This is a genomic window from Vallitalea pronyensis (assembly GCF_018141445.1).
GTDB classification, from domain to species: domain Bacteria; phylum Bacillota; class Clostridia; order Lachnospirales; family Vallitaleaceae; genus Vallitalea; species Vallitalea pronyensis.
In genome coordinates, this window is record NZ_CP058649.1 from 2,167,917 (window position 1) to 2,190,393 (window position 22,477).

Sequence of the window (22,477 nt, forward strand, 5' to 3'; positions counted from 1 at the left end):
GATTTTATGACAATAAAAAAAATATGTTTACTGATGTTGTTTATCATAAGCCTGATCATGCCATGTGGGATGGTTCAGGCAACGGATGTTGAATTACCACAACCCAGTGTTGCGTTCTATGTCTATGATGAAGCAAATATTATCCAAGAGGATACGGAAAGATACATCGTAGAAGTTAACGAAAATCTGTATCGACAAACAGGAGCACAGGTAGTAGTCGCCACGGTTAATTCGTTACAGGATAGAACGTTAGAAGAATATGCCAACTTACTTTTTAGAGCATGGCAAATTGGCAGTCAAGATAAAAATAACGGTTTATTATTATTGGTGGCACCCAATGAAAGAGTTGTTAGGATAGAAGTCGGTTATGGATTAGAAGGTGCTATTCCAGATATCACAGCAAGTAACATACAATCCGATGAAATCCTGCCTAGATTTAAAGAAGGTAATTATAACGAAGGTATCCTTGCGGGTTTTAATACTATCATGGAAAAAATAGCTGTAGAGTATGAACTGGATCAAGAGTCACTAGATATTGAAAAACAGCCTCGAACCAATAATGAGTCTTTTCTCGTTAGATTTTTTGACGGTGCAGGTAAATTTATTCTTATTTTATTATTTATTCTCGATTTAACCATCAATCGAGGTCGTGTATCCCGTTTTCTATTGCTGATGATTTTTATTAATCGTGGTGGTAGAGGCGGCAGAGGCGGTGGAGGCTTTGGCGGTGGTTCCGGCGGGGGTAATTTTGGAGGCGGTGGTTCTTCTGGTGGAGGCGGTTCCAGTGGAAGCTGGTAGGACCTTAAGCAATAAGGATAAAATAGGACATAAGGTGGCATGTTGATGCAGTTAGTGATACAATATAATAGAAGTAACATAAAGGCTACAAGATAAAAACACGATTCGGTTGGTAGTCCGAATGCAGACCATGTCTGTCAGTAACCTGCCCTCCTGGGGTTGTCCTTTCTTGAATCATTAGCTGTCACAGGAGGAAGTAAGATGATTCAATTAACGGTTTACTTTGACAATCCTTTTTGGGTTGGTGTCTTTGAACGAACAGATGAAGATACTATACAGGTATGTAAGGTGGTTTTTGGGGCAGAACCAAAGGATTATGACATCTATGCTATGATTAACAGAGACTATCATCTGTTAACGTTTAGTTTACCTATGCAGGTGGAGATGAAGAAGAAGTTAAAACTTAATCCAAAACGTCTTCAAAGACAAGTAAAAAAAGCCATGCATACCCAAGGTATTGGTACAAAAGCACAACAAGCCATAAAGCGCCAACAGGAGACTAAAAAAAGAGAGAAAAGAAGCCTTACAAAAGCAGAAAAAGAACATCGTAAGCGCCAGGTTTATGAACAGAAGCAATTGAAAAAGAAAGAAAAAAGAAAAGGACATTAAAGACAGTTGAGCTTCCTTAGACAGTAGATGGGTTACTATCATAATCCTCTACAGTTAGGGAAGTTTTTTATTGTTTTGTTAAGTATATCTTGTTTCTAATGGATGATGGGGCACTGCCACAAGGTATGAAAACAAATAAAAACATATTACTTTGAAATCTGTAATACAAATGAAATATTTGTGTAAAGTATTTAACATTTTGTTGATGTATAATCATTATATAAGGAGGTTGATGCACACGATGGCACAAGTATTGGAAATTATTAACAAAATCGTTCCCCATCTGTTTTCCAAAAGAGAAACTCAGTCGGAGCATAAAGATAAGCGTCTCACAATCGAAGAAGCTATAAAACGCTATGAAGAGTTATCTTCATTATAAACAGCGATTTATAGCTTTTTTATTTTGTCTTATTCTCTGTTAGCTGTTCTTACACTAGTCCTTGAAATGGTGAATGTGATTACTTCTTTTCAACGATTGGAATCCAGACCTGACAACGGTAGTCATCACTTGTTGCATCACCTGGAAGATAAACTTCTAATTCAGGTGTGCTGGCATGCTCATATTTGGTTGCAGGGAACCACTCCGAGTAGATACGTTTCCATACTTTTTGTATAGCATGAGGCATAGGTCCAACACTTTCAAATATCGCCCAAGTGCTTTTGGGTATCTCTAGGACTTCAGTGCCTTCAACATCGTTAATATGTGTCCCTTCAATGCCGACCATGTATTTAAATTCTTTTATCTCAGCGTCATAGTTGTAGCATACAGCGTACTTGGTGTCCGATTGTGCCTCCATTTTTTTCGTAATACCTTTTTTACATATCTCTTGCCAAAACGCTGGAACAATTTGATAATTTTGCTCGTGTTCGGTTGTGACATTACGTGTTAAGCCTACCAGTTGAAAAGCATCTTTTTCAATAATCTTATAATCCATACGTGTTTCTCCTTTAATCGTTATTTGAAAAGAGAGTGGTGGAATTGCTTTCAATGACAAGCTATGTTTCCTAGCCTGTGAAGGTGCCATACCATGGAGCTTTTTGAAGGCTTTACAGAAAGCTTCAGGCGTCTCATAACCGTACTTATAAGCAATGTCAATAATTTTATGATGGGTAGATATGAGATCTTTTGCAGCAAGTGACAGCCGTCGTTGTCGAATGTATTCACCTAGCGATATACCTGTTAACATGGTGAATGTTCTTAGAAAATGATGTTTAGAACAAAGGGCTATAGCTGCAATGTCCTCAGATTTTAAGTCATCTTCGATATGGTCTTCAATGTAGCTTAGAGCATGATTCATAGCTTTGAACCAATTCATTGGCTCACCTTCCTTTCATAATAACAGTATAGGCAGTATATAGATTTATTTCCTGTTCTTAATTGCTCACTTAGGACAGATTTGCCAAGTAGATAGAACGTGTATCTATTCTATCATATTTATGTGGAAGAATTAAGAATTTCTTAAGAAGTTTATGAAGGAATTCGTTACATTTTATTGGTAAGCTTATGTAAGTATCATGTATGAAATGCTTATTATATAGAGCTTATGATATCCTATTATGTCAACATTGGGCATAGAAGATTCTACTTTGTTATGATATAATAGTGAAGATTTATGATAAGGAAAATAATGATGTTGATTCAGGGGAGAGTTAAATGATGAATATAATTGTATGCGATGATGATAGAGAAATTGTTGAAGCCATAGAAATATACCTAGAAAATGAAGGCTACAACATCTTCAAAGCTTATAATGGTATAGAGGTTCTTCGGATCATAAAAGAAAAAGAAATACATCTTGTTATTATGGATATTATGATGCCCGAAATGGATGGAATAAGGGCTACAAAGAGGATTCGAGAAGTACTTAATATACCTGTTATTATGTTGTCTGCTAAAGTGGAAGATACAGATAAAATCATGGGGCTTAATATGGGGGCAGATGATTACATCACCAAGCCTTTTAACCCATTAGAACTAATTGCAAGGGTTAAATCACAATTAAGACGCTTTACAACTCTTGGTGGTATTGAAACCAAAAAGGATGTCTTTACAACTGGTGGATTATTGGTGGATGATGGCTGCAAGCAAATCACTGTTGATGGTGAAGACATTCAGTTGACGCCCCTGCAATACAAAATTTTGAAGCTGTTAACAGAGAATGCTGGTCGTGTTTTTTCCATTGAACAAATCTACGAGCAAGTATGGGAAGAGAAAGCCATTAATCCTGAAAATACAGTAGCTGTTCATATAAGAAAGATTAGAGAACAGATTGAAATTAACCCAAAAGAACCAAAATACCTGAAGGTGGTGTGGGGCATTGGCTATAAAGTTGAAAAAATATAAAGACTTTCTATTCTTGGCATCCAAGGTCTTTGCGTTTGTCCTAGCAGTTGGTTGTGCCGCCTCATCCATTACCATATGTGTGGATTTATTCATAACCTATGATAACCGTATACGCAGCAGCTTGTTTAGTGAGAATTATTTTACGACACCAGCATTTGAAAACGACATGATAGGTCTTCAGGATATTTTGGGTAAATACTTCTTTCCTAAATATTATCATCATGATAATCCGAATAAAGGATTTAAGGCTTTACATCAATCATCTAAATTAGCCATGGAATCTTATCCTGAATTATACATGGATTTAAATACAGACTTAAATAATGAATTAAACAGTAAAGGGTATGGTGGTATTGATTATTGTTACTACGATATCTTATCAAGAGGACCGTTGGATAAAGAAGCATATAGAAAATATCCAGCTTATGTGTTAATGGATGGGACGGGTATTGAAGCGTACCCTATAGCTTTAGCGAAGCACCTTACCCCTCTAAACTGGATAAAGAGTGAAGCAAAATACGGCTATCATTTGTATCTGGGATTTAAAGACGAATATATCCAATCCCGTACAGAAGACTCCGAAAAGGTACGACAAGCTGTATATGTGCGTTTAGGATATACAGTTGGATTAATGCTTTTGGGTGTTTTAGCAGTCCTCTATCTTATGAAATACTGTGGCAAAAGAACCTTTGATGACCAGGAACGATCACTATTTGGTATGGACAAACTCTATAATGATATAAATATTATCATTATGTTTGTTGCTATGTATATGTGGGTTAGAATTACTTTTGCATTGTTCAAAATGAAGGTTAAGATGCCCATTGAAGTTTTCCTAGAATCCATGATAATAAGTGCTGTGTTACTGACTTTATTTTTAGGATTATGCCGTCATAAGAAACATAAAACTTTGTTTAAACATACAGCCATTTATCGGATCTTCAAATGGTGTCAACATATTATTCAAAACAGTTATCATCAAGGCAACGTAGGGAAGAAAGTAACCATGATGGTAGTAGGGTACTCTCTTCTACTTATTGTGACCCTGCCCATTTTTCCAATAACCATTTTTATAGGTTTACGTATCATTGGTAATAGAGTAAAAGACTATAATCATATACGACAAGAAATTGAAGCCCTGAAAGAAGGGGCTGCAACGGGGCAAATTGATATCAAAACCCGGGGGGAAATGAAAAATCTAGCGGATGATGTGAACAGCATTCGTCAAGGGTTCAATCTTGCTATGGAAAATGAAATGAAAAGTGAACGGATGAAAACAGAACTCATTACCAACGTATCCCATGATCTTAGGACGCCTTTAACGTCTATTATTACATTCACAGATTTGTTAAAACATGATAAAGATGAAGAGAACAAAGAAAAACATATTATTACCATTGAGAAAAAAGCCCATCAGCTAAAAAAATTGACAGATGACTTATTTGAAGCAGCAAAAGCTTCCAGCGGAAATATGACGGTTAACCGGACGAATATTAACATGTTGGCACTTATCAATCAAGCCATGGGGGAATTACATGAGCGCATTGAGGAGAAAAACCTTATCATGGTTCTAGAACATATGGAGCCCATAGAGGTGATGGGGGATGGACGTTTGCTATGGCGCGTTGTGGAGAACCTTTTCTCCAATATCATGAAATATGCCCTTAATCAGTCAAGGGTGTATATTGATATTACCCATCATGAACAGTGGGTCGCCATATGCTTTAAAAACATATCAGCTTATCGTCTTAATGTGCCGGCAGAAGAATTGATGGAACGTTTTAAAAGAGGGGATGCTTCAAGGAGCACAGAAGGAACGGGACTTGGTTTATCCATTGTTAAGAGCCTTATGGAAGTTCAAGGAGGAAGCTTTCATATTCATATTGATGGGGATCTATTCAAAGCAACCATTCAATTGCCAACACACCATGACATAAATCCTTAATAAAGATTTAATAATCGTTAATTTGAATAGGCTATGGAGCTGTGCTAGTATTTAGAAAAGGACTTTTATAAGTCTAGATTTAAATAGAGCAGAGGGTTAACAATGAGGCGTTATTAATGAGGGTGATTATATGTCAAGAAAGTTATTTTGTCAACTATGTCCACTAACTTATAAACTATCCGTATTAAAGGGAAGAGGGTTAAGGCGATTACAGTGGTTTATGTCCAGAAAGAAGTATGTGGATACATTCATGGAAGAACCACTACCAGAACGAATATATCAGCACAAATCATTGATAAGACGAAAACTGGGTCAGGTGGATATGGTTTTGCAAGATAATAAAGCCATTAATTTAAAGCTGGCAGCACCTTGTGTGAATGGGGTGATCCTGAAACCGGGACAGCAGTTTTCTTTTTGGAAGTTAGTGGGTAATTGTACCGAATCAAAAGGTTACCAGGAGGGATTAATTATAAAAGGAGGTGAAATGCATCAAGGTATTGGAGGTGGTATGTGCCAATTTACTAATCTGATTCACTGGATGGCACTTCACAGTCCACTAACCATTGTGGAACACCACCATCACCATCATATGGATATGTTTCCAGATTTTGGAAGACAAGTTCCCTTTGGTACAGGTACATCCATTATGTATAATTATCTGGATTACCAATTATTAAATGAAACGGAACACACGTTTCAATTATTATGCCATACCACCGATGATTATTTGTGTGGTGAATTAAGATGTGATGAACCATTAGCATACAGTTATCATATCGTTGAAGAAAATAGCTACTTTGAACAAATAGGTGACGATTATTATCGACATAACGAAATCTATCAAAATAAGATTAATAAAAATACAGGTAGTCTAGTTAGTCATCTATTACTGACTAAAAATCATGCCAAAGTTTTATACGATGTTTCTTACATTGAGCCTAATCGGATAAAGAGCATGAAGGAAACCAGCTAAGGATTGGATAAAATAGACGGATGATCTGTTCATGAATAGGATAATAGTAACCATGGAATGATTCTCTTCTTGGATACGTTTATGATATGAAGCAGTTCATAAAATATAGATTACTTTCTCAACTTGTATCGCACTAGCTTACATGGTATACTATAAAAAATAATAAAAGGAGATGGTATAGATGGCCCGAGGCAGACCTTAATACCTACTTTATTACCCAGGAAATGGTCCACCTTTATTTGTCTTAAAACATAAGAGATAAACATAAGGAGGACACATATGAACAACAACCATAATATTATAAAAATATATTTGTATACCCTTTTTCATAGCTTTATTTTGGCTTACGTTATCGAAAGGCTTTTTTGGGCAAGTCGTGGTATAAGCATTGAACAAGTGGTATGGATTGAGATTATTTATTCCGTAGTGGTGATGGTGTTTGAGCTACCAACAGGCATGCTGGCTGACCGTTTTTCTAGGACAACATTTATTAGGATTGATGCGTTACTAGCCATTGTGGAATTTGTGATCATTATCTTTGCCACCAATTTTTGGCATTTTGCATTGGCCATTGTTTTATCAGCCATTGGTCATGCCTTTCAAAGTGGTGCCCATCACGCATTTATATACGATACACTACGAGCAAGCGATAAAATAAGTCATTTTGAAAAAGTTCTTGGCAGGGTGAGAGCCATTGAATACCTAGGGGTCATGATAAGTGGCTTATTAGGTGCATTGGTGGCAGCTAAGTTTCAGTATGTTACCACGTATTGGATTTCATTAGGTAGTGTGATTGTAGCATTTATTATCACCTTGACATTAAAAGAAGTGCCAAAAAGTCAAGAACAAGCCGCACAGCCTACTTGGTCTAAAAAAGATTGGTCTCAGGTATGGACATTTATGCTAAGCAAGAAGCATATACGTTACATCACATTGATTGGTATCATGAGTGGTGGTGTTATTGTATATCTTGATGAGTTTTGGCAGCTTTATATGCAAGCCATTGATATACCTGTTATTTATTTTGGCATCATCAACGTCTTTGGATTTGGTGCAGTGGTAATCGGTAGTATACGAGCAACATCACTAAAAGAAAAGTTTGGTTTTCATTCAATGATACGATTTGCAATGACCATGATTACCATAGGATTTCTATGGCTAGCCTTATATCATCATTGGTTCAGTATTTTTGCAGTGATGCTTATCTATTTTGCATCCGCTGTCATAGAACCTCTTATTTATGGTTATTTACATGACCATGCCATTGAACAATACCGAGCAACCATTGAATCAGCCTACTCTTTACTGAGTCGATTGGCAGTAGCCCTTATCGGATTACCTTTTGGTTACTTGGCTACCCACTATACTATTTTTAGTGGATTTATGTACTTGGCAGTGGTATTAACCCTTTTAAAAATGCTTACAGTTGTATTAGGAAGAAAACTAACAACCCAAGTGTAAATTTAATAGAATGAACATAAACGTGTTAATGAACGCTTTCATTAACACGTTTTTTATGACAAGGGGACGTTTCGTTTGTCATCCTTATGACAAGGGGACGTTTCGTTTGTCATCCTTATGCCACAAAAATCTGACAAGGGGACGTTTCGCGTGTCATGCCTTCGCACAAAACATGACAAACGAAACGTCCCCTTGTCAGATTTTTTCTAAAGTAAATTAACCCAAATGTGTTTTATCATGCTATAATATAATGGGGTTATGGGAAGATTATAACAGACTTTATATAATACACAGTAATCGTTAAAGAAGTTTTATCTTAGGATCAAAAGACTCTATAATGCTCTAATTATATCATTTAAAAGATATCCACCAGAAATAGTATGTTAATTTACGTAACATAACAAAGTGTTGACAACAGTCACTGTGTGAACGTTAGCAATTCCAGAAACGTTATGCAAAATGGTTATTTTTTGTTTAGATGATGTTTGCAAAAGTAATATTAATAGTTTCAGATTAGGAAGGAGTATACAAATGAAAAATGTGAAAGATTTTTGGGATAAAATAGCCAAAAATTATGACAAACAAGCTGATTATAAATACGGTGAAACATATAGTAAAACAATTGAACTTACAAAAAAATACTTATCAAATACAGATATTGTTTTTGATTATGGATGTGGAACAGGTATAACCACAGTTGAGTTATCCAATTGTGTAGATAAAATACATGCGATTGATATATCGGAAAATATGATTGGCGTTGCTAATAACAAAACTTGGGAAAAAAATATACCAAATATTCAGTTTGAAGTTACAAGTATTTTCAATAAAAAAATAGAAAAAAATTATTATGATGTTGTATTGGCTTTTAATATTTTGCACTTTATTAAAGATATTGATAAAGTGATTCAACGTATTAATGCATTACTTAAACCCAATGGAATATTTATTTCAGCAACCGATTGTCTTGGAGAAAAAAAGACGTCTATGATAATAATTCAATCTTTATTAAGTAGAATAGGATTACTACCATATATGAAAAAGTATAAGATATCTGAATTAGAAGAAAAAGTTCAAAAAGGAAATTTCTCTATTATAGAAACTAATAATTTATATAGCTCTCCACCAAATTATTACATAGTAGCCAGAAAAAATGGTTAAATGTTTACTTCTCATAATCAAAGAGTTGATAATATACTTAGAAATGCTTATAATGCTATACCCAAGGAAATCTTTAATAGGTTTCCTTTTTTAATGTAAAAAATAGTTACAACGGTCATTATTATGAACTATGTGGAAGGAAAATTAATATAAGAATACACTTTCAAACATACGAGTCAGGTGGTCTCAAAATGTACAGTGAGAAAGAAGACTTATATCTGGAGAAGGGACGGTAACAACCCATCGTTTCAAAGAATGAATCTGACAAGGGGACGTTTCCTTTGTCATACTCATCTCTCAACAGGCACAAAACATGACAAACGAAACGTCCCCTTGTCAGATTGATGGCCCAAAAACCAGATTTAATGGGTTGCAAGAATAACATACCGATGGTATAATTATACCATTGGTATGTTATGTGAATATGAAAGGAGTTGATACCATGAAGCATGATTTTCCTATAGGTTATCATGATTTCCATACGGATAAACTGTTGAATTTTCAATTAAACAGGTGGTTTTCAACAGGTTTGTTAGGATATGATGCTATTAAAAAAGTTGGACAAGAGATTACAGATTTTAAGGATTCAAAAAGGGTTTTCAAAGTATTAGGAGAGGAAGCCAATCAGGGAGGACAATGGCTGACAGGTGCTACGTATCTTCGGGCTGCTGAATTCTTCTCATTAGGGAATGATCCAGACAAAAGTGAGCTCTATACTGTATGTATCAATGCTTATCAAAAAGCTTATGCCGATGAACCCATTCATTATGAAAAGGTTCCCTATGGTGAAGGCTATTTGCCTGTTATGCGGATGATGACACTACAGCCCAGCAAAGGGTGGGTTGTATTACATGGGGGATATGATTCTTTCATACAAGAGCTTTATCCATTTTCCAAGACTTTTTTGGATGCAGGGTACAATGTGATCATGTTTGAAGGTCCGGGACAAGGTGGTGCCCTTAATACCTACGGTATGGTCTTGACTCACCAGTGGGAAAAACCTGTTTCGGCAGTACTTGATTACTATCGTTTAGACCGTGTCATCTTAATTGGCATATCCTTAGGTGGCTACTTGGCTGCTCGTGCTGCGGCTTATGAAAAAAGAATTGGTCAAGTGGTGTTGTATGATATTGTTTATGATTTTTACCAAGCTTTTTTGAGTAAGTTTCCTAGACACTTTCAGGAAAGTTTAGTTAACGCCATGGGGTCTGAAGAAAGTCCTTTTTGGAAAGAAGCAGAAGCTCAGCTATCGGGTAATCTTTTTTTACATTGGTTAATCCTTCAAGGCTATCATGTGTTTGGTGTCCATTCCATATGGCAGTACCTGAGCACCATGCAACTGTATCATACACGAGACCTATCCAAACATATCAAGCAGGATGTTCTACTGTTGGCAGGAGAAGAGGATATCTATACCCCATTTTTTGATGAACAAAAGGCTGCGTTAACACATGCAAAATCGGTTACAGGTAGAATATTTACTAAAAGTGAATCAGCTTCCCATCATTGTCAAGTAGGCAATATTGGTCTTGCTTTAGATTACATCATGGCATGGATTGAATCAAAAAGGTAACGAAAAGAAGTATCTGCATACGAAAAGATTGGCAGATACTTCTTTTTGGTTTTAATAAGATCGTTTCTGAATTAGCATATGAAATAGAAGCGTTCACATTTTGTTAATGATAGCTCTCTTAACGGAAAGCCCATATATGAAACGAAGCGTAGTCTCTTTAATTTAAATCTTCAAAAGTAACATATAGCGTTTTTTAGTCAATATCATGAAGTAGCTTCTTGAGAAGGTGATGGTGTATAATATTTTCTTGCATATAAACTGGGTGTATAGCCGGTAAATTTTTTAAAAACAGTGGAAAAATAGTTGGTGGAATCAAAGCCTACCATCAAGGCTATATCAGTAATGGTATACGTTGTACGCTTAATCAGTTGAGTAGCTTGCTCAATCCGGTATTGATTCAGGTATTGTTTTAGAGGCATCTTATATTCCTGTTTAAACTGAGTGGAAAGATAAGTTTCATTCATGGGTATACTGGCGGCTATGTCTGATAAAAGGATGTTATTCATGTAATGGGTATGTATGTATTCCAGAGCTAATAGGATATTGGGAGAGAGATTCATGGTTTGGTGATCACGAATGGTCTCGTAGAAACGCTCTAGGATACTTTCGCCAAAAGAGAGTAGATGGCTGTATTTATTGTATTGTTCAAGTTCAAGTATATTTTGATTAGCTATTTGTTGAAGGGCCGTACCCATGGCTTTAAAGTGGTTGGATAAATGATATTGCACCATAATGATAAGGCTCACAAACTGATATTTCAACAGTTTAAAGGGACACTGGTTCGAGCATGGAAGCTTAAAAAATGTCTGTAATGTTTTATAAGTATTCAGTGCTTTTTTTATATCTTTGCTAATAAGGTGCTTACTGATTTGCTCAATAACAGGTAAGTTAATGAAGCCATCTGTATACTGAAAACAAGCCATGGAAAGGCTTTTTGCCCATTTTGTATCGTGCATGGCAGTCGTTGGCTGAAAATGCTGTTGACCAATGTAGATGCTGTGGGACATGAGATGGTAAAACAATTGTCCTAGATAATTAAGACGATCCCGATGTATATGCATCAATGATTGTATGGTCTGAAAGGACAAGTGGCCTAGGTTATGAAAAGTGGTTCGATGAAAAAAATCTTTTTTATCAATGGTTGTCATTTGCTCAATAAAAAACGGTTCTAAGAGAAAATAAGTTTTAAGTTCATCTTCTACGAATACTGGAGCAGCTATGGTATAGAGAGCATCTGTGAGCTCAATAAGGAGAGAGTCTAAACGGGATAAAGGACAGTTAAAATGATGCAGGATTTTGTGACGTGACACATTGTTAAGCCATGGTGTCAGGTTCTTAAGGTCCGAACGTACGACCATATCCAGAGGTTGACCTATAGCATCATAAGCATAAGTTGAAAAGCCAGTTGTATAGTAATAGCTTTTTAGCAAGTGATTCAGGTGAGGGGAAATGATTTGGTTGTCTGATGATAAAAAAATACACATATGAACCTCCATTTAATGATAATGATAATTAATATCATAACACAAATACCTTAAAAGAACAAAAGAAATTAGATAAAATCCAAATATTTTACAAGCACATGATAATGATAATTGTTATCATTTAATCCGTAAGGAGGGATTTCATGAACATACTATTTGTTTATTCATCGTTAAGCGGCAATACAAAAAAGTTGGCGTATGCATTGAAGGAACTGTGTCAACGACCTTCGCGCATTGTGTCCATTGAAGCATATCAAGATACAGAAGCCGATGTGTATGTATTATGCTCTTGGATAGATCGAGCAAAACCGGATGAAAAGTCATTGGCATATGTTAATAAGTTTCAGCATAAAAAGGTATATCTTCTTGCAACACTTGGTGCAAATCCAAATTCAGAACATGGCGATACATGTCGCCAGCACATGAAGGACATCTATAATAAAAGTGACATTTTGGGTATTGATTTGGTTCAGGGAGGTGTCAGCTATAAGGTGATTCATATGTTTAAACAATTACCATCTGATCATCCCCACGCCATCAATGAAGAGAAGTTACAATACTATGCATCCATAAAAGATAGACCTAATGAAAGTGATATCCATACGGCATACAACAAACTAAAAAACAAGTTAGAGACGGTGACATCATGAGGAAAATAGCAATTTATGGAAAAGGTGGTATTGGTAAATCAACCACCGTATCCAATCTATCAAGAGCCCTTGCGGCAAAAGGTAAGACAGTTATGCAGATTGGTTGTGACCCCAAAGCCGATTCCACCAAGAATCTTGTAGGTGGACAGCCGATTCCGACCATTCTAAAAACCTTAAAAGAAAAAAAGAAGAATGTCCAATTAGAAGATATTATTGTTGAGGGTGATGGCGGTGTACTATGCTTGGAAGCAGGTGGACCAACGCCAGGTATTGGCTGCGCTGGTCGAGGTATTATATCCGCATTTGAGACCCTAGAGACATTGCATGCTTATGACACCTATCAACCCGATATTGTCATCTATGATGTATTAGGTGATGTGGTTTGTGGTGGTTTTGCCATGCCCCTTCGTAATGGGTATTCCGATGAAGTCTATATTGTAACCAGTGGCGAGATGATGAGTATGTATGCAGCCAGTAATATTGCTGGGGCTGTCCGACAATTCGCCAACAGAGATTATGCTTCTTTAGGAGGCTTGATACTCAACGCTAAGAACATTGAGAATGAGGAACATTTGGTACATAAGTTAAGTCAAGAAATAGGTACAGGTGTAATTCAACATATACCAAGAAATCCAGTCGTGCAGAAGGCTGAGCATCAAGGGAAAACGGTAGTAGAAGCTTATCCAGAAGATGAGATGACATATGTATACATGACATTAGCAGATAAAATTCTAAAGGAGGATTAAACCCATGAAGTTAAAAGGTTTATTAAGTGTACTATGCATCATGATACTCATAACAACAGGTTGTTCTGTAAAAAATAAAGAAGACGTCTCAGGGGATCATACACCATCTTCTAAGGTTAATGAAAATGCAGAGGATACGAAAGAAGCCATGGACCGTACAGAAAATGACAAACCTGAAAAGCCTTCCGAAACAGAAGATGATCAACCAGATGAAGAAAACAAACATCCAGAAGGCCGGGCAAAAGAAGAGGATGATCATTCAGGTGCATCTAAGAAAATGCCAGAAGCATTGACATTTGATACAATTCCTGAAAGAACAGCTGTTGGTACAGTGGGTTTAACCGAGCTATTTGACGCCCTTAATATTGACTTAGTAGGTGTACCATCTTCAAGGTCCTATTCTGTGCCTAAGCGTTATGCAGATTTACCAACCATTGGTATGAGCATGCAGCCAGATATGGAGATTCTTAAAAGCCTTGATGTAGATATGTTTATAACGGATGCAAGCTTGCAAAGTGGTTTGGAAAAGAGTCTTGCTGACAAAAAAATTAAGGCTGCCTTTGTAGCTGCCAGTGGTTATGATGATATTATGTTCTCCATTACCTCCATTGGTAACGCTTTTGGAAAGATGGAAGAAGCAGCAGAACTCATTAAAAAAATGCAAAGTAAAGAATTGAAAGTGATGGAAAAAATAAAAGACAAAGAGAAGAAAAAAGTCATGATTATCTTTGGTACCCCAGAGAGTTTTATGTTAGCTACAGATGGTGCTTACATTGGTGATTTAGCTCATCGTCTTGGACTAGAAAATGTAACAGATACCTTAGAAGGGAAGAGTCCTTTTTTACCATTTAGTATTGAGAACGTGGTATCCATGGACCCCGATGTCATTTTACGTTTTACCCACGCAGATCCAGAAACAAGTCGGAAAATGTTTGAAAAAGAGTTTTCAGAAAATCCAGTGTGGAACGCTCTAAGTGCGGTTAAACAGGAACAGGTATATGACCTTGACCCTCATTATTTTGGGGTTGTAGCCAATATACGTTGTGCAGAGGCGCTTAGTCAATTAGCTGATATGATCTATGGTGAATAAGCCATGGCAAAAAAATGGTTATCCGTAAAGCTTATCATCATAGCAATAGGACTAATTCTGGCTATTTTGCTAGGTATTTGTCTTGGAAGTGTACCTATTAGCCTAAGTGAGATCATGGAAAGCTTAACCACAAGTGAATACACGGTGAAAAAAGCCATTATCTTAGATATTCGGCTACCTCGTGTATGGATGGCAGTTCTGGTTGGCGCTAATCTCTCGGCTAGTGGAGCGCTTTTGCAAGCAGTGATGCGAAACCCCCTAGCTGACCCAGGGATAACAGGCGTATCAGCTGGAGCAAGTTTAGTAGCCATTATTATTCTGTTATTGTTTCCAACGTATGTTGTGCTTGTACCAATCGGTGCTTTTATAGGTGGCATGATAGCTTGTGGCATTGTCTACATACTCGCTTGGAAAAATGGGCAAATAGAGCCTATTCGTATTGTCTTAGCTGGTGTGGCAGTTAATGCTATATTAGGAGGTGCCACAGGTCTATTGTCCCTTCTTAATTCCGATAAGATACAAGGGGTTATGTTATGGACCAATGGTTCTTTAGCTAAAGTATCTTGGCCAGATATAAAGATTATGACCATCTATACAATCATAGGCATCTTACTAGCACTTGTATGCATACGTATTGCAAATGTGTTGCAGCTGGGGGATGATGTGGCCAAGAATCTTGGCTACAATGTGAATCGTACAAGGATATTTATATCGGTAGTTGCTGTTTTTTTAGCGGGCATTAGTGTGGCTTTTGTGGGTATTATAGGCTTTGTAGGACTGGTTGTACCCCATATTGTTCGTTTGCTTTTTGGTTCGGATTACAAATGGTTACTGCCTGTCAGCATGCTGATGGGTGGAGCTGTATTGGTTGCAGCGGATACGCTGGCAAGAATGATAGCAGCGCCTATTGAATTGCCTGTGGGGACCATGATGGCCATGTTAGGCGGTCCATTCTTTTTATATCTGTTAAGAAGGGGGAATAGAAGATGATTAGGCTTCAAAACATTGTATTTTCCTATAATGAGAAACCATTTATAGATGAGCTAAGTCTCCATATAAAAAAAGGTGAGATACTGTCCATCGTTGGTCCAAATGGATCTGGTAAGTCCACCATACTGAAAAACATCACCAGAAAACTGGATTATGCTAAAGGGGCTATCTATATTGAACAAGAAAACATTCGAGGATTGTCCCCTAAAAAAATAGCCAAAAAGATGGCTTCTCTAAGTCAGCATCAAGGTTCCACCGTTGATTTTACTGTTCGACAGTTAATCCACTATGGGCGTATGCCTCATAAAAAATGGTATGAACCTTTGGGGGATGATGACCAACAACAAATTAACTGGGCAATGGATAAAACAGGGGTCGTACAACTAGCAGACCAGCCGGTTATGACGTTATCTGGAGGTGAAAGACAACGGGTATGGATAGCCATGACTTTAGCACAAAACCCTAAGGTTCTATTGTTAGATGAGCCCACTACGTATCTGGATATTTGTCATCAACTGGAAATATTGGATCTTATTCATGAGTTAAACAAAGAACTGAATATGACGGTTATTATGGTGCTTCATGACTTGAATCAAGCCTGCCAATATTCTCACCGAGTATGTGTCATGAAAGAAGGCCGGATTGAGTGTCTTGGAAAGCCCCAAGAAATATTCTGTTCAAAACTCATAAGAGATGTTTACCGCGTAGAAGCCGTTGTCAGTCATGAAGAAGGAAAAGTCCATATACGCCCCATGAAAGTATTTAAAGGAGGTAAAATAACATGTTAAAAGAGGACTATCGTTTGTCCAACATTCAAGAAGATAAAGATGTCAAAAGTCTGAGTAAAGCTCAGTTTCCTGGACCTCACTGTCCTTTGTTCGGCGCCATTATGACAGCTTCCTATATAGAAGACCTTACGTTATTAATTATTGGTACAGAAGAATGTACCTATTATGGAAAAGATTTTGCCATGACCCGCCAAAATGGAAAAGACCAGGTGTATGCTGCTGTTTTAGAGCAACACGATATTACCTTTGGCTGTGAATCAGATCTTAGAGAAATGATCCTTAAGATTGACCGTGAAGATAGACCCAAAGCACTGATGGTCATCACCACTTGTGTGGTGGAATTGGTGGGTGAAGATGTAGCAAGTATACTGCATAGTCTTCGGGAAGAAGTAGATACCAAGTTGCTGATTGTTCATACAGAGCATTTCAAGTGTAATAGTCATATTGACGGCATGGAAAAAACGTTAGCCCAATTGGCATACTTAATGGAAACAAAAAGGAAGAAAGAAAAAGCTGTTAATATCCTTGGCTTTAAATATGAGGGTGTCGAGCAGACGGAACTTTATGTATTATTAGAAGATGAAGGTATTGATGTAGCCATGACAATACCAACCAAAGTAACCATTGAAAGCATAGCAGAAGCAACTTCAAGTGCGCTGAATATTGTGGTGGATGCAACAGCTCTTCCTTTAGCAAAAGCTATGGAACAGCAATTCCAAATACCTTATGTGGATTTTGGCATGGGATTGGACCTGGATCGTATTGCTAATTGTTATAAGGAAATAAGCGATTATCTGGGTATAGCCTTACATAAAAAGATTGAAGAAAAATACAATGAGGTAGCCGACCGTATGGAGAAAGTAGAAAATGGGCTTCAAGGTAAGACATTTATTTATGGGAACACGCCTTTTGACTGCTTTGCCTTTAGTGAATTTCTAATGGAACTGGGGATGGAACCCCTTATTATTCAGTGTCGTGAATTACTGCCATCCCATGGTGAAGTCATGATGCGCATGCTTAATCGTCATGTCAATCCTTATATCCTACGCATGGCTAATGTTGCACCGCTTAGAAGGATATATGGAACACTCAAACCAGATTATTACTTTGGCCATGAAAGTCCCATGGAGCTTAGTAAACATCATATTACTCAAATTGTTACTGATACGTGTGCTAAAAAAATCGGATTCGAGAAAGTCATGGCCGTTATAGATGCTATACAAGAAGAGCAAGGTATATTTAGCCTGATGGGTGAACATAAAAAAAATAACAGTGATGAGCAAGTTAGAAACAAAATTAAACATATGACCAACATGCCTGAATCCATGAAAAAAATGCTTCTGAATATGAAAAGCATACCTGATGCGATGCAAGAAGCGCTGCTTACATTAGATGACAATGCGCCTATGGAAAGTATGATGCAAGGACATGGTGCGCATATGATGATGAGGAGGTCTTAACATGAAATTATATAAAAATTATCCCATTGCATCAGATCGTATGGGTATGTTATGGGCACTAAATGGTATTCATGATGCTTGCATTATTGAATTTGGTCCAGCCGGAACCACACATTTTTCTATTGAAGGGTTAATGCAGTTTGGGGCCACCGTCCACGCTAAGACATTTACCACACATATGGATGAACATGACGTGACTTTTGGCAACGAAGAACGACTAGTGGATGCCATCTTAGAGGTTGATAAAGTGGAGAAACCAGCTTACATTTTTGTATTAGGGTCCTCCATAACATCCATCATTGGAATTGACCTTGAAGGTGTTAGGCTACAAGTACAGGATGACATTGATAGTCAAATTATTCTTCTTCCAGACTGTGATTTTCAAAGGAATTTCCGTCAGGGGATAGAAGAAGTTAATACAATCTTGGTCAGAGAAATAGCACTTAAAAATTCTACTCAGGACAAACAACCTGTATTTAATTTACTTGGACTAGGTATACATGATTATAACCATCGTAGTGATTATTATGAAATTAAACGGCTAATGTGGGAATATTTTTCATTGGATATAGGCACAACGTTTACATTGGATACATCCATTGAGGCAATTGCACAGGCTTCAAAAGCTATGATTAACTTGGTTGTTAACAAAGAAGGATTAGAAGCAGCTAAGATCCTAGAAGTGGTTTATAAGCAACCTTATGTGGATATGCGTCCCTATGGAGTGGCCAATACCAGGCACTGGCTTGCCTGTATTGGGGAACAATTAAATCGTGCTGTACCTGATGATATATGTCAAGAAGAATTAAAAGAGATTGCTTACAAAGAAAACATGTTAAAACGACGCATTAAGCAATTGGAGCATGCTGATATCTATGTCAATCAGGATACCATGGATACCAGCGCCTTAGAAGCGTACTTATCCAGTTTAGGGTTTCAATTAACAGATAATAAGGACAATGCCTGCCTAGTATGGACCAATGGTATTGAAGCCCTTACCAGTAAAAAAGCCATACAGATATCACATCCAAGCTTCCATCAAGAAAGGCAATACCCCTATACACCAATGATGGGTATACGAGGTACCCATTATCTGCTGCAAGAAATAGGCAATACATTGACAAAAGCGCTGCTGCAAGACTAAGGCATTATGCAAATATTTGGAAGCATGCTACATAACATAAAAAGGTAATTATGTGAAACCTTTGTATTAAAAAGAAGGAGGATGTGCAATATGGGTACAACCATTGATAAGAACAAACAAAAAGAGATGATTTTAAAAGATAATTTATGGCTGGTAATGTTTAAATTATCCTGGCCGGCAGTCGTCGCCATGGTTTTATATGGTTTAAATACGGTTTTTGATGCTATTTTTGTAGGTCAGTTTGTAGGGGAAGATGCCCTAGCTGGGGTTTCTCTAGCTTATCCATTATCCCAACTAACATTGGGAATAGGGTCTCTCATTGGCGTAGGAGCAGGTTCAGCACTTAGCATTGCTTTAGGAGCAGAAGACCATCCTACACAAAAACGTATACTTGGTAATGCCAACTATCTATCCATTGTAACAGGTGTAATCTTTATGATTATTGGACTTATTTTTGCAGTACCGTTAGTAAGAATTATGGGCGGTAGTGGTGAGATCTTAACATTGGGCGCTAATTATTTTAGAGTGACCGTGTACGGGGCTATTTTCTGGATTGCTGGATTAGCAACGAACATGATTGTAAGGTCAGAAGGAAAGATGAAATCAGCAGCAGTGATGATGGGGATTGGTCTTGTTGTTAATATCATTGCAAACTATATCCTTATTGGTGTTTTAGGCCTTGGGGTAGAGGGAGCAGCTTGGGGAACGAATCTTGGTATGTTGGTTTATACCTTATCATCCCTTATGTATTTTGTTAAAGGGAAAGCTACCTTTGAAGCCAATCCTTTTTCCATCCGTCGTGATAAAAAAATCGTTAAAGCCATGATGTCAATGGGAATGCCTTCTTTGATTATGACAGTAATGGGTTTAATTCAGGCCATTGTGGTGTTAAATGCCATTAGTCATGTAGGTACCACATTTGATTTAGCCTTTTATGGTGTTGTATTCCGGATATTCACCTTTTTGTTAACACCTATTTTTGGTTTAATGCGGGCTCTTCAACCTGTTATTGGCATTAATTACGGTGGACAGAGAAATGATAGGGTCATTAAGAGTTTTAAAATATTTGCTATAACCAGTGGGCTGATTATGCTTCCGTTTTGGGCGGTCATTATGGTGACACCTCAGCTTGCACTTAACCTGATGATGCCTGGGAAAGTATTTGACACAAGTCATCTGATGAATTTCAGGATATTTATGGCTTTATTACCCATTATGCCCATGTTTTTTATGTCCATGACTTTCTTCCCAGCCATAAATAAAGCTAAACCTGCATCTGTCATTGGTATTGCTAGGCAGGTCATATTCTATGTACCTGTCATGATGATATTGCCCAGGTTATTTGGTATCCAGTGGGTATATATTGGCACATTTTCCATTGATTTTATACTAACCATCGGCATTATCATTCTCATTAGTAAGGAGTTTAATCGATTACGAGGAAATACGGCTCCCCTCAAACCCAATTTTGAACATGCAGGTTAGTTTAGAAATTAGTGGATGAATAATGCAGATACCTCTTTACAATAAAGAACCAATAAGGTATAATAAATAATAATGATAATCATTATCAAATAAAACTTATGAAGTCATTTATATAGGAGGTACAAGATGAGTAAAATGGTTGTGATTTATTGGAGTGGAACAGGTAATACGGAAGTGATGGCAAATGCAGTTGCAGATGGTGGTAAAGCTGCTGGTGTAGATGTAGCAGTTATTCCTGTTGATGATGCATCCAAGGAACATGTGGTTGAAGCTGATTTTATTGCTTTAGGTTGCCCTTCCATGGGAGCGGAAGTTCTAGAAGAGGATAGTATGGAACCTTTTGTAGAATCTTTATCAGGTCTTGATTGGGATAACAAAAAGCTGGTATTATTTGGTTCTTTTGATTGGGGTGACGGTGATTGGATGCGCTATTGGGAAGAGCGTATGAAAGGGTACGGTGCGACTCTGGTTCAAGATGGTCTTATTGTGCATCTCGAACCAAATGATGATGACATAAATAGTTGTAAAGATTTGGGTAATGCTTTGGTTGAATAGGTAATCATGAATGAGGTCAATGCTTATAGGTTGCTATGCATGCGGAAAGGGTTTGGATAACATGTCTGTTCATTTAATGAAGCAATTTATAAAGGAAAAGAGAAGTTAAATGATGAACAATACTTTATGACAACACTCGCTTATCATCTAGCGCCTGTTATGAAGTGTAAAAAACCTTCATCAATTCTAACCTTTAGTAAGGGAAGAAGGAACATGCACACTTTATGGGATGCATTTAAGAACAAACTGATGATAATAGGGTCATTGCTTTTTTATAAATTAAAACGTACAAACAACCACATATTAGTTTTGTTTTTTATACCTCGTTATTTTATGGATATTATACGGTGTCCATATAATAGTTCTTTTTTAGTGAAGCTGGGTTATGGGAATTGTGACGATATAGATGCTTGTTTACAGCGCTTAAAGGAACGGTATAAACATAGTAAATGCCCTCATGAAATTGGATTATTTCTAGGCGTGCCTTTAGAGGATGTGAAAAGCTTCATCAAACATAATGGAAAGCATATCTTCTTTGTGGTTATTGGAAAGTGTATCATAAACCTCAGCAGCGTGTTAAGCTTTTTGATGCATATGACCAAGCAAAAAACAATATTCTAAAAAAGGTAACAAGTGGTCATACCTATCATTTGCTAGCCAGTTAACGATAGCTTTGGAACGTGCTTGTCAAGATGAGGATAGATGTGTGAATTAAAAAAGTATTGACAAAAACGTATAGTTAGTATACGATACCGTTATGGATGATCATATGAAATTAGCAGTTGAAAAATTTATTATCATGACAGAGAAATTTGCTAATATAGGTAAAGTCTCACGTTATTATGGCACAGATGTTATCATACATCGAAGTGAGATACACATCATTAATCTTATTGGTGACTATGCAGGATTGCATATATCTGAAATTGCCAGGAAATTTGGTGTAACAAAAGGAGCTGCTTCACAGACCATTAAAAGGTTAGAAAGAAAGGGGTTAGTTGAAAAGTATCTGGACGAAACCAATAATACAAGAATGATTGTAAGATTAACCACCAAAGGCAATAAAGCATATATAAACCATGAAATTCATCATAGAGAATGTGACAAAGAGCTTTTTACATTTTTTGAAGATTTGAATGAACATGAAATGAAACTAATTATTACCTTTATGAATAAAGCAAGTGACATGGTAGATAGACATTTATAAGCAAAGCATGACTA

The 22,477-nt window shown here is 37.0% G+C and carries 21 protein-coding genes and 1 pseudogene; 20 read left to right on the forward strand and 2 right to left on the reverse strand.

Annotated elements, in window-relative coordinates; all coding sequences use genetic code 11:
- The first annotated feature begins 6 nt into the window (after positions 1-6).
- The 3 genes from HZI73_RS08880 to HZI73_RS08890 all read left to right on the forward strand — a co-directional run bounded on the left by HZI73_RS08880 (position 7) and on the right by HZI73_RS08890 (position 1,786).
- Entirely contained in the window at positions 7-798 is a 792-nt protein-coding gene (locus tag HZI73_RS08880) for a TPM domain-containing protein (RefSeq protein WP_212697892.1), read from the forward strand.
- Positions 799-999: 201 nt separating this feature from the next.
- A complete protein-coding gene (locus HZI73_RS08885; RefSeq protein WP_212697893.1) occupies positions 1,000-1,407 on the forward strand; it encodes a YjdF family protein in 408 nt (135 codons plus the stop codon).
- Between the two features lie 232 nt (positions 1,408-1,639).
- Positions 1,640-1,786, forward strand: a complete 147-nt coding sequence (locus tag HZI73_RS08890; RefSeq protein ID WP_212697894.1) for a hypothetical protein — start codon at positions 1,640-1,642, stop codon at positions 1,784-1,786.
- A gap of 79 nt (positions 1,787-1,865) precedes the next feature.
- On the opposite strand, the gene HZI73_RS08895 is transcribed toward HZI73_RS08890, so the two are convergent.
- A complete protein-coding gene (locus HZI73_RS08895; protein ID WP_212697895.1) occupies positions 1,866-2,723 on the reverse strand; it encodes an AraC family transcriptional regulator in 858 nt (285 codons plus the stop codon).
- A gap of 338 nt (positions 2,724-3,061) precedes the next feature.
- Here HZI73_RS08895 and HZI73_RS08900 point away from each other — a divergent pair, with 338 nt between their 5' ends.
- The 6 genes from HZI73_RS08900 (at position 3,062) to HZI73_RS08925 (ending at position 10,864) form a co-directional block, all read left to right on the forward strand.
- The gene (locus HZI73_RS08900) at positions 3,062-3,751 is read left to right on the forward strand and encodes a response regulator transcription factor (RefSeq protein WP_330619712.1); all 690 of its coding nucleotides are present in this window, start codon (positions 3,062-3,064) and stop codon (positions 3,749-3,751) included.
- The gene (locus HZI73_RS08905) at positions 3,726-5,696 is read left to right on the forward strand and encodes a sensor histidine kinase (RefSeq protein ID WP_212697896.1); all 1,971 of its coding nucleotides are present in this window, start codon (positions 3,726-3,728) and stop codon (positions 5,694-5,696) included. The genes HZI73_RS08900 and HZI73_RS08905 overlap by 26 nt, the downstream gene beginning before the upstream one ends.
- Positions 5,697-5,826: 130 nt before the next feature.
- Entirely contained in the window at positions 5,827-6,669 is an 843-nt protein-coding gene (locus HZI73_RS08910; RefSeq protein ID WP_212697897.1) for a VanW family protein, read from the forward strand.
- Between the two features lie 279 nt (positions 6,670-6,948).
- Positions 6,949-8,130, forward strand: a complete 1,182-nt coding sequence (locus HZI73_RS08915) for an MFS transporter (protein WP_212697898.1) — start codon at positions 6,949-6,951, stop codon at positions 8,128-8,130.
- A 531-nt stretch (positions 8,131-8,661) separates the two neighbouring features.
- Positions 8,662-9,291 (forward strand): class I SAM-dependent methyltransferase, encoded by a 630-nt coding sequence (locus tag HZI73_RS08920; RefSeq protein ID WP_212697899.1) that lies wholly within the window; start codon positions 8,662-8,664, stop codon positions 9,289-9,291.
- A gap of 442 nt (positions 9,292-9,733) precedes the next feature.
- Complete coding sequence (locus HZI73_RS08925) at positions 9,734-10,864, forward strand: alpha/beta hydrolase (protein WP_212697900.1); 1,131 nt, start codon at positions 9,734-9,736, stop codon at positions 10,862-10,864.
- Between the two features lie 203 nt (positions 10,865-11,067).
- Here HZI73_RS08925 and HZI73_RS08930 read toward each other — a convergent pair whose 3' ends face one another.
- Entirely contained in the window at positions 11,068-12,348 is a 1,281-nt protein-coding gene (locus tag HZI73_RS08930) for a helix-turn-helix transcriptional regulator (RefSeq protein WP_212697901.1), read from the reverse strand.
- A gap of 143 nt (positions 12,349-12,491) precedes the next feature.
- Between HZI73_RS08930 and HZI73_RS08935 the strand changes: the two genes are divergently transcribed.
- From HZI73_RS08935 to HZI73_RS08985, 11 genes and pseudogenes are all read left to right on the forward strand, one after another.
- The gene (locus HZI73_RS08935; RefSeq protein ID WP_212697902.1) at positions 12,492-12,998 is read left to right on the forward strand and encodes a flavodoxin family protein; all 507 of its coding nucleotides are present in this window, start codon (positions 12,492-12,494) and stop codon (positions 12,996-12,998) included.
- Complete coding sequence (locus HZI73_RS08940; protein ID WP_212697903.1) at positions 12,995-13,744, forward strand: nucleotide-binding protein; 750 nt, start codon at positions 12,995-12,997, stop codon at positions 13,742-13,744. The genes HZI73_RS08935 and HZI73_RS08940 overlap by 4 nt, the downstream gene beginning before the upstream one ends.
- A 4-nt stretch (positions 13,745-13,748) precedes the next feature.
- Positions 13,749-14,834 carry an ABC transporter substrate-binding protein gene (locus HZI73_RS08945; protein WP_212697904.1) on the forward strand — a complete coding sequence of 362 codons (1,086 nt, stop codon included), beginning with the start codon at positions 13,749-13,751 and terminating at the stop codon, positions 14,832-14,834.
- Between the two features lie 3 nt (positions 14,835-14,837).
- On the forward strand, positions 14,838-15,824 hold the full coding sequence (locus tag HZI73_RS08950) for a FecCD family ABC transporter permease (protein WP_212697905.1): 987 nt from the start codon (positions 14,838-14,840) through the stop codon (positions 15,822-15,824).
- Complete coding sequence (locus HZI73_RS08955) at positions 15,821-16,612, forward strand: ABC transporter ATP-binding protein (RefSeq protein ID WP_212697906.1); 792 nt, start codon at positions 15,821-15,823, stop codon at positions 16,610-16,612. The genes HZI73_RS08950 and HZI73_RS08955 overlap by 4 nt, the downstream gene beginning before the upstream one ends.
- A complete protein-coding gene (locus HZI73_RS08960; RefSeq protein WP_212697907.1) occupies positions 16,606-18,072 on the forward strand; it encodes a nitrogenase component 1 in 1,467 nt (488 codons plus the stop codon). Before HZI73_RS08955 ends, HZI73_RS08960 begins: the two co-directional genes overlap by 7 nt.
- 1 nt (position 18,073) lies before the next feature.
- The gene (locus HZI73_RS08965; protein ID WP_212697908.1) at positions 18,074-19,216 is read left to right on the forward strand and encodes a nitrogenase component 1; all 1,143 of its coding nucleotides are present in this window, start codon (positions 18,074-18,076) and stop codon (positions 19,214-19,216) included.
- 90 nt (positions 19,217-19,306) lie between these two features.
- Entirely contained in the window at positions 19,307-20,701 is a 1,395-nt protein-coding gene (locus HZI73_RS08970) for an MATE family efflux transporter (protein WP_212697909.1), read from the forward strand.
- A gap of 126 nt (positions 20,702-20,827) precedes the next feature.
- Positions 20,828-21,256, forward strand: coding sequence for a flavodoxin (locus HZI73_RS08975; protein ID WP_212697910.1), 429 nt, complete (start codon positions 20,828-20,830; stop codon positions 21,254-21,256).
- A gap of 159 nt (positions 21,257-21,415) precedes the next feature.
- Positions 21,416-21,921 (forward strand): annotated as a pseudogene (locus HZI73_RS08980) (DUF3793 family protein).
- A 92-nt stretch (positions 21,922-22,013) separates the two neighbouring features.
- Complete coding sequence (locus HZI73_RS08985; protein WP_212697912.1) at positions 22,014-22,463, forward strand: MarR family winged helix-turn-helix transcriptional regulator; 450 nt, start codon at positions 22,014-22,016, stop codon at positions 22,461-22,463.
- Positions 22,464-22,477: the final 14 nt, after the last annotated feature.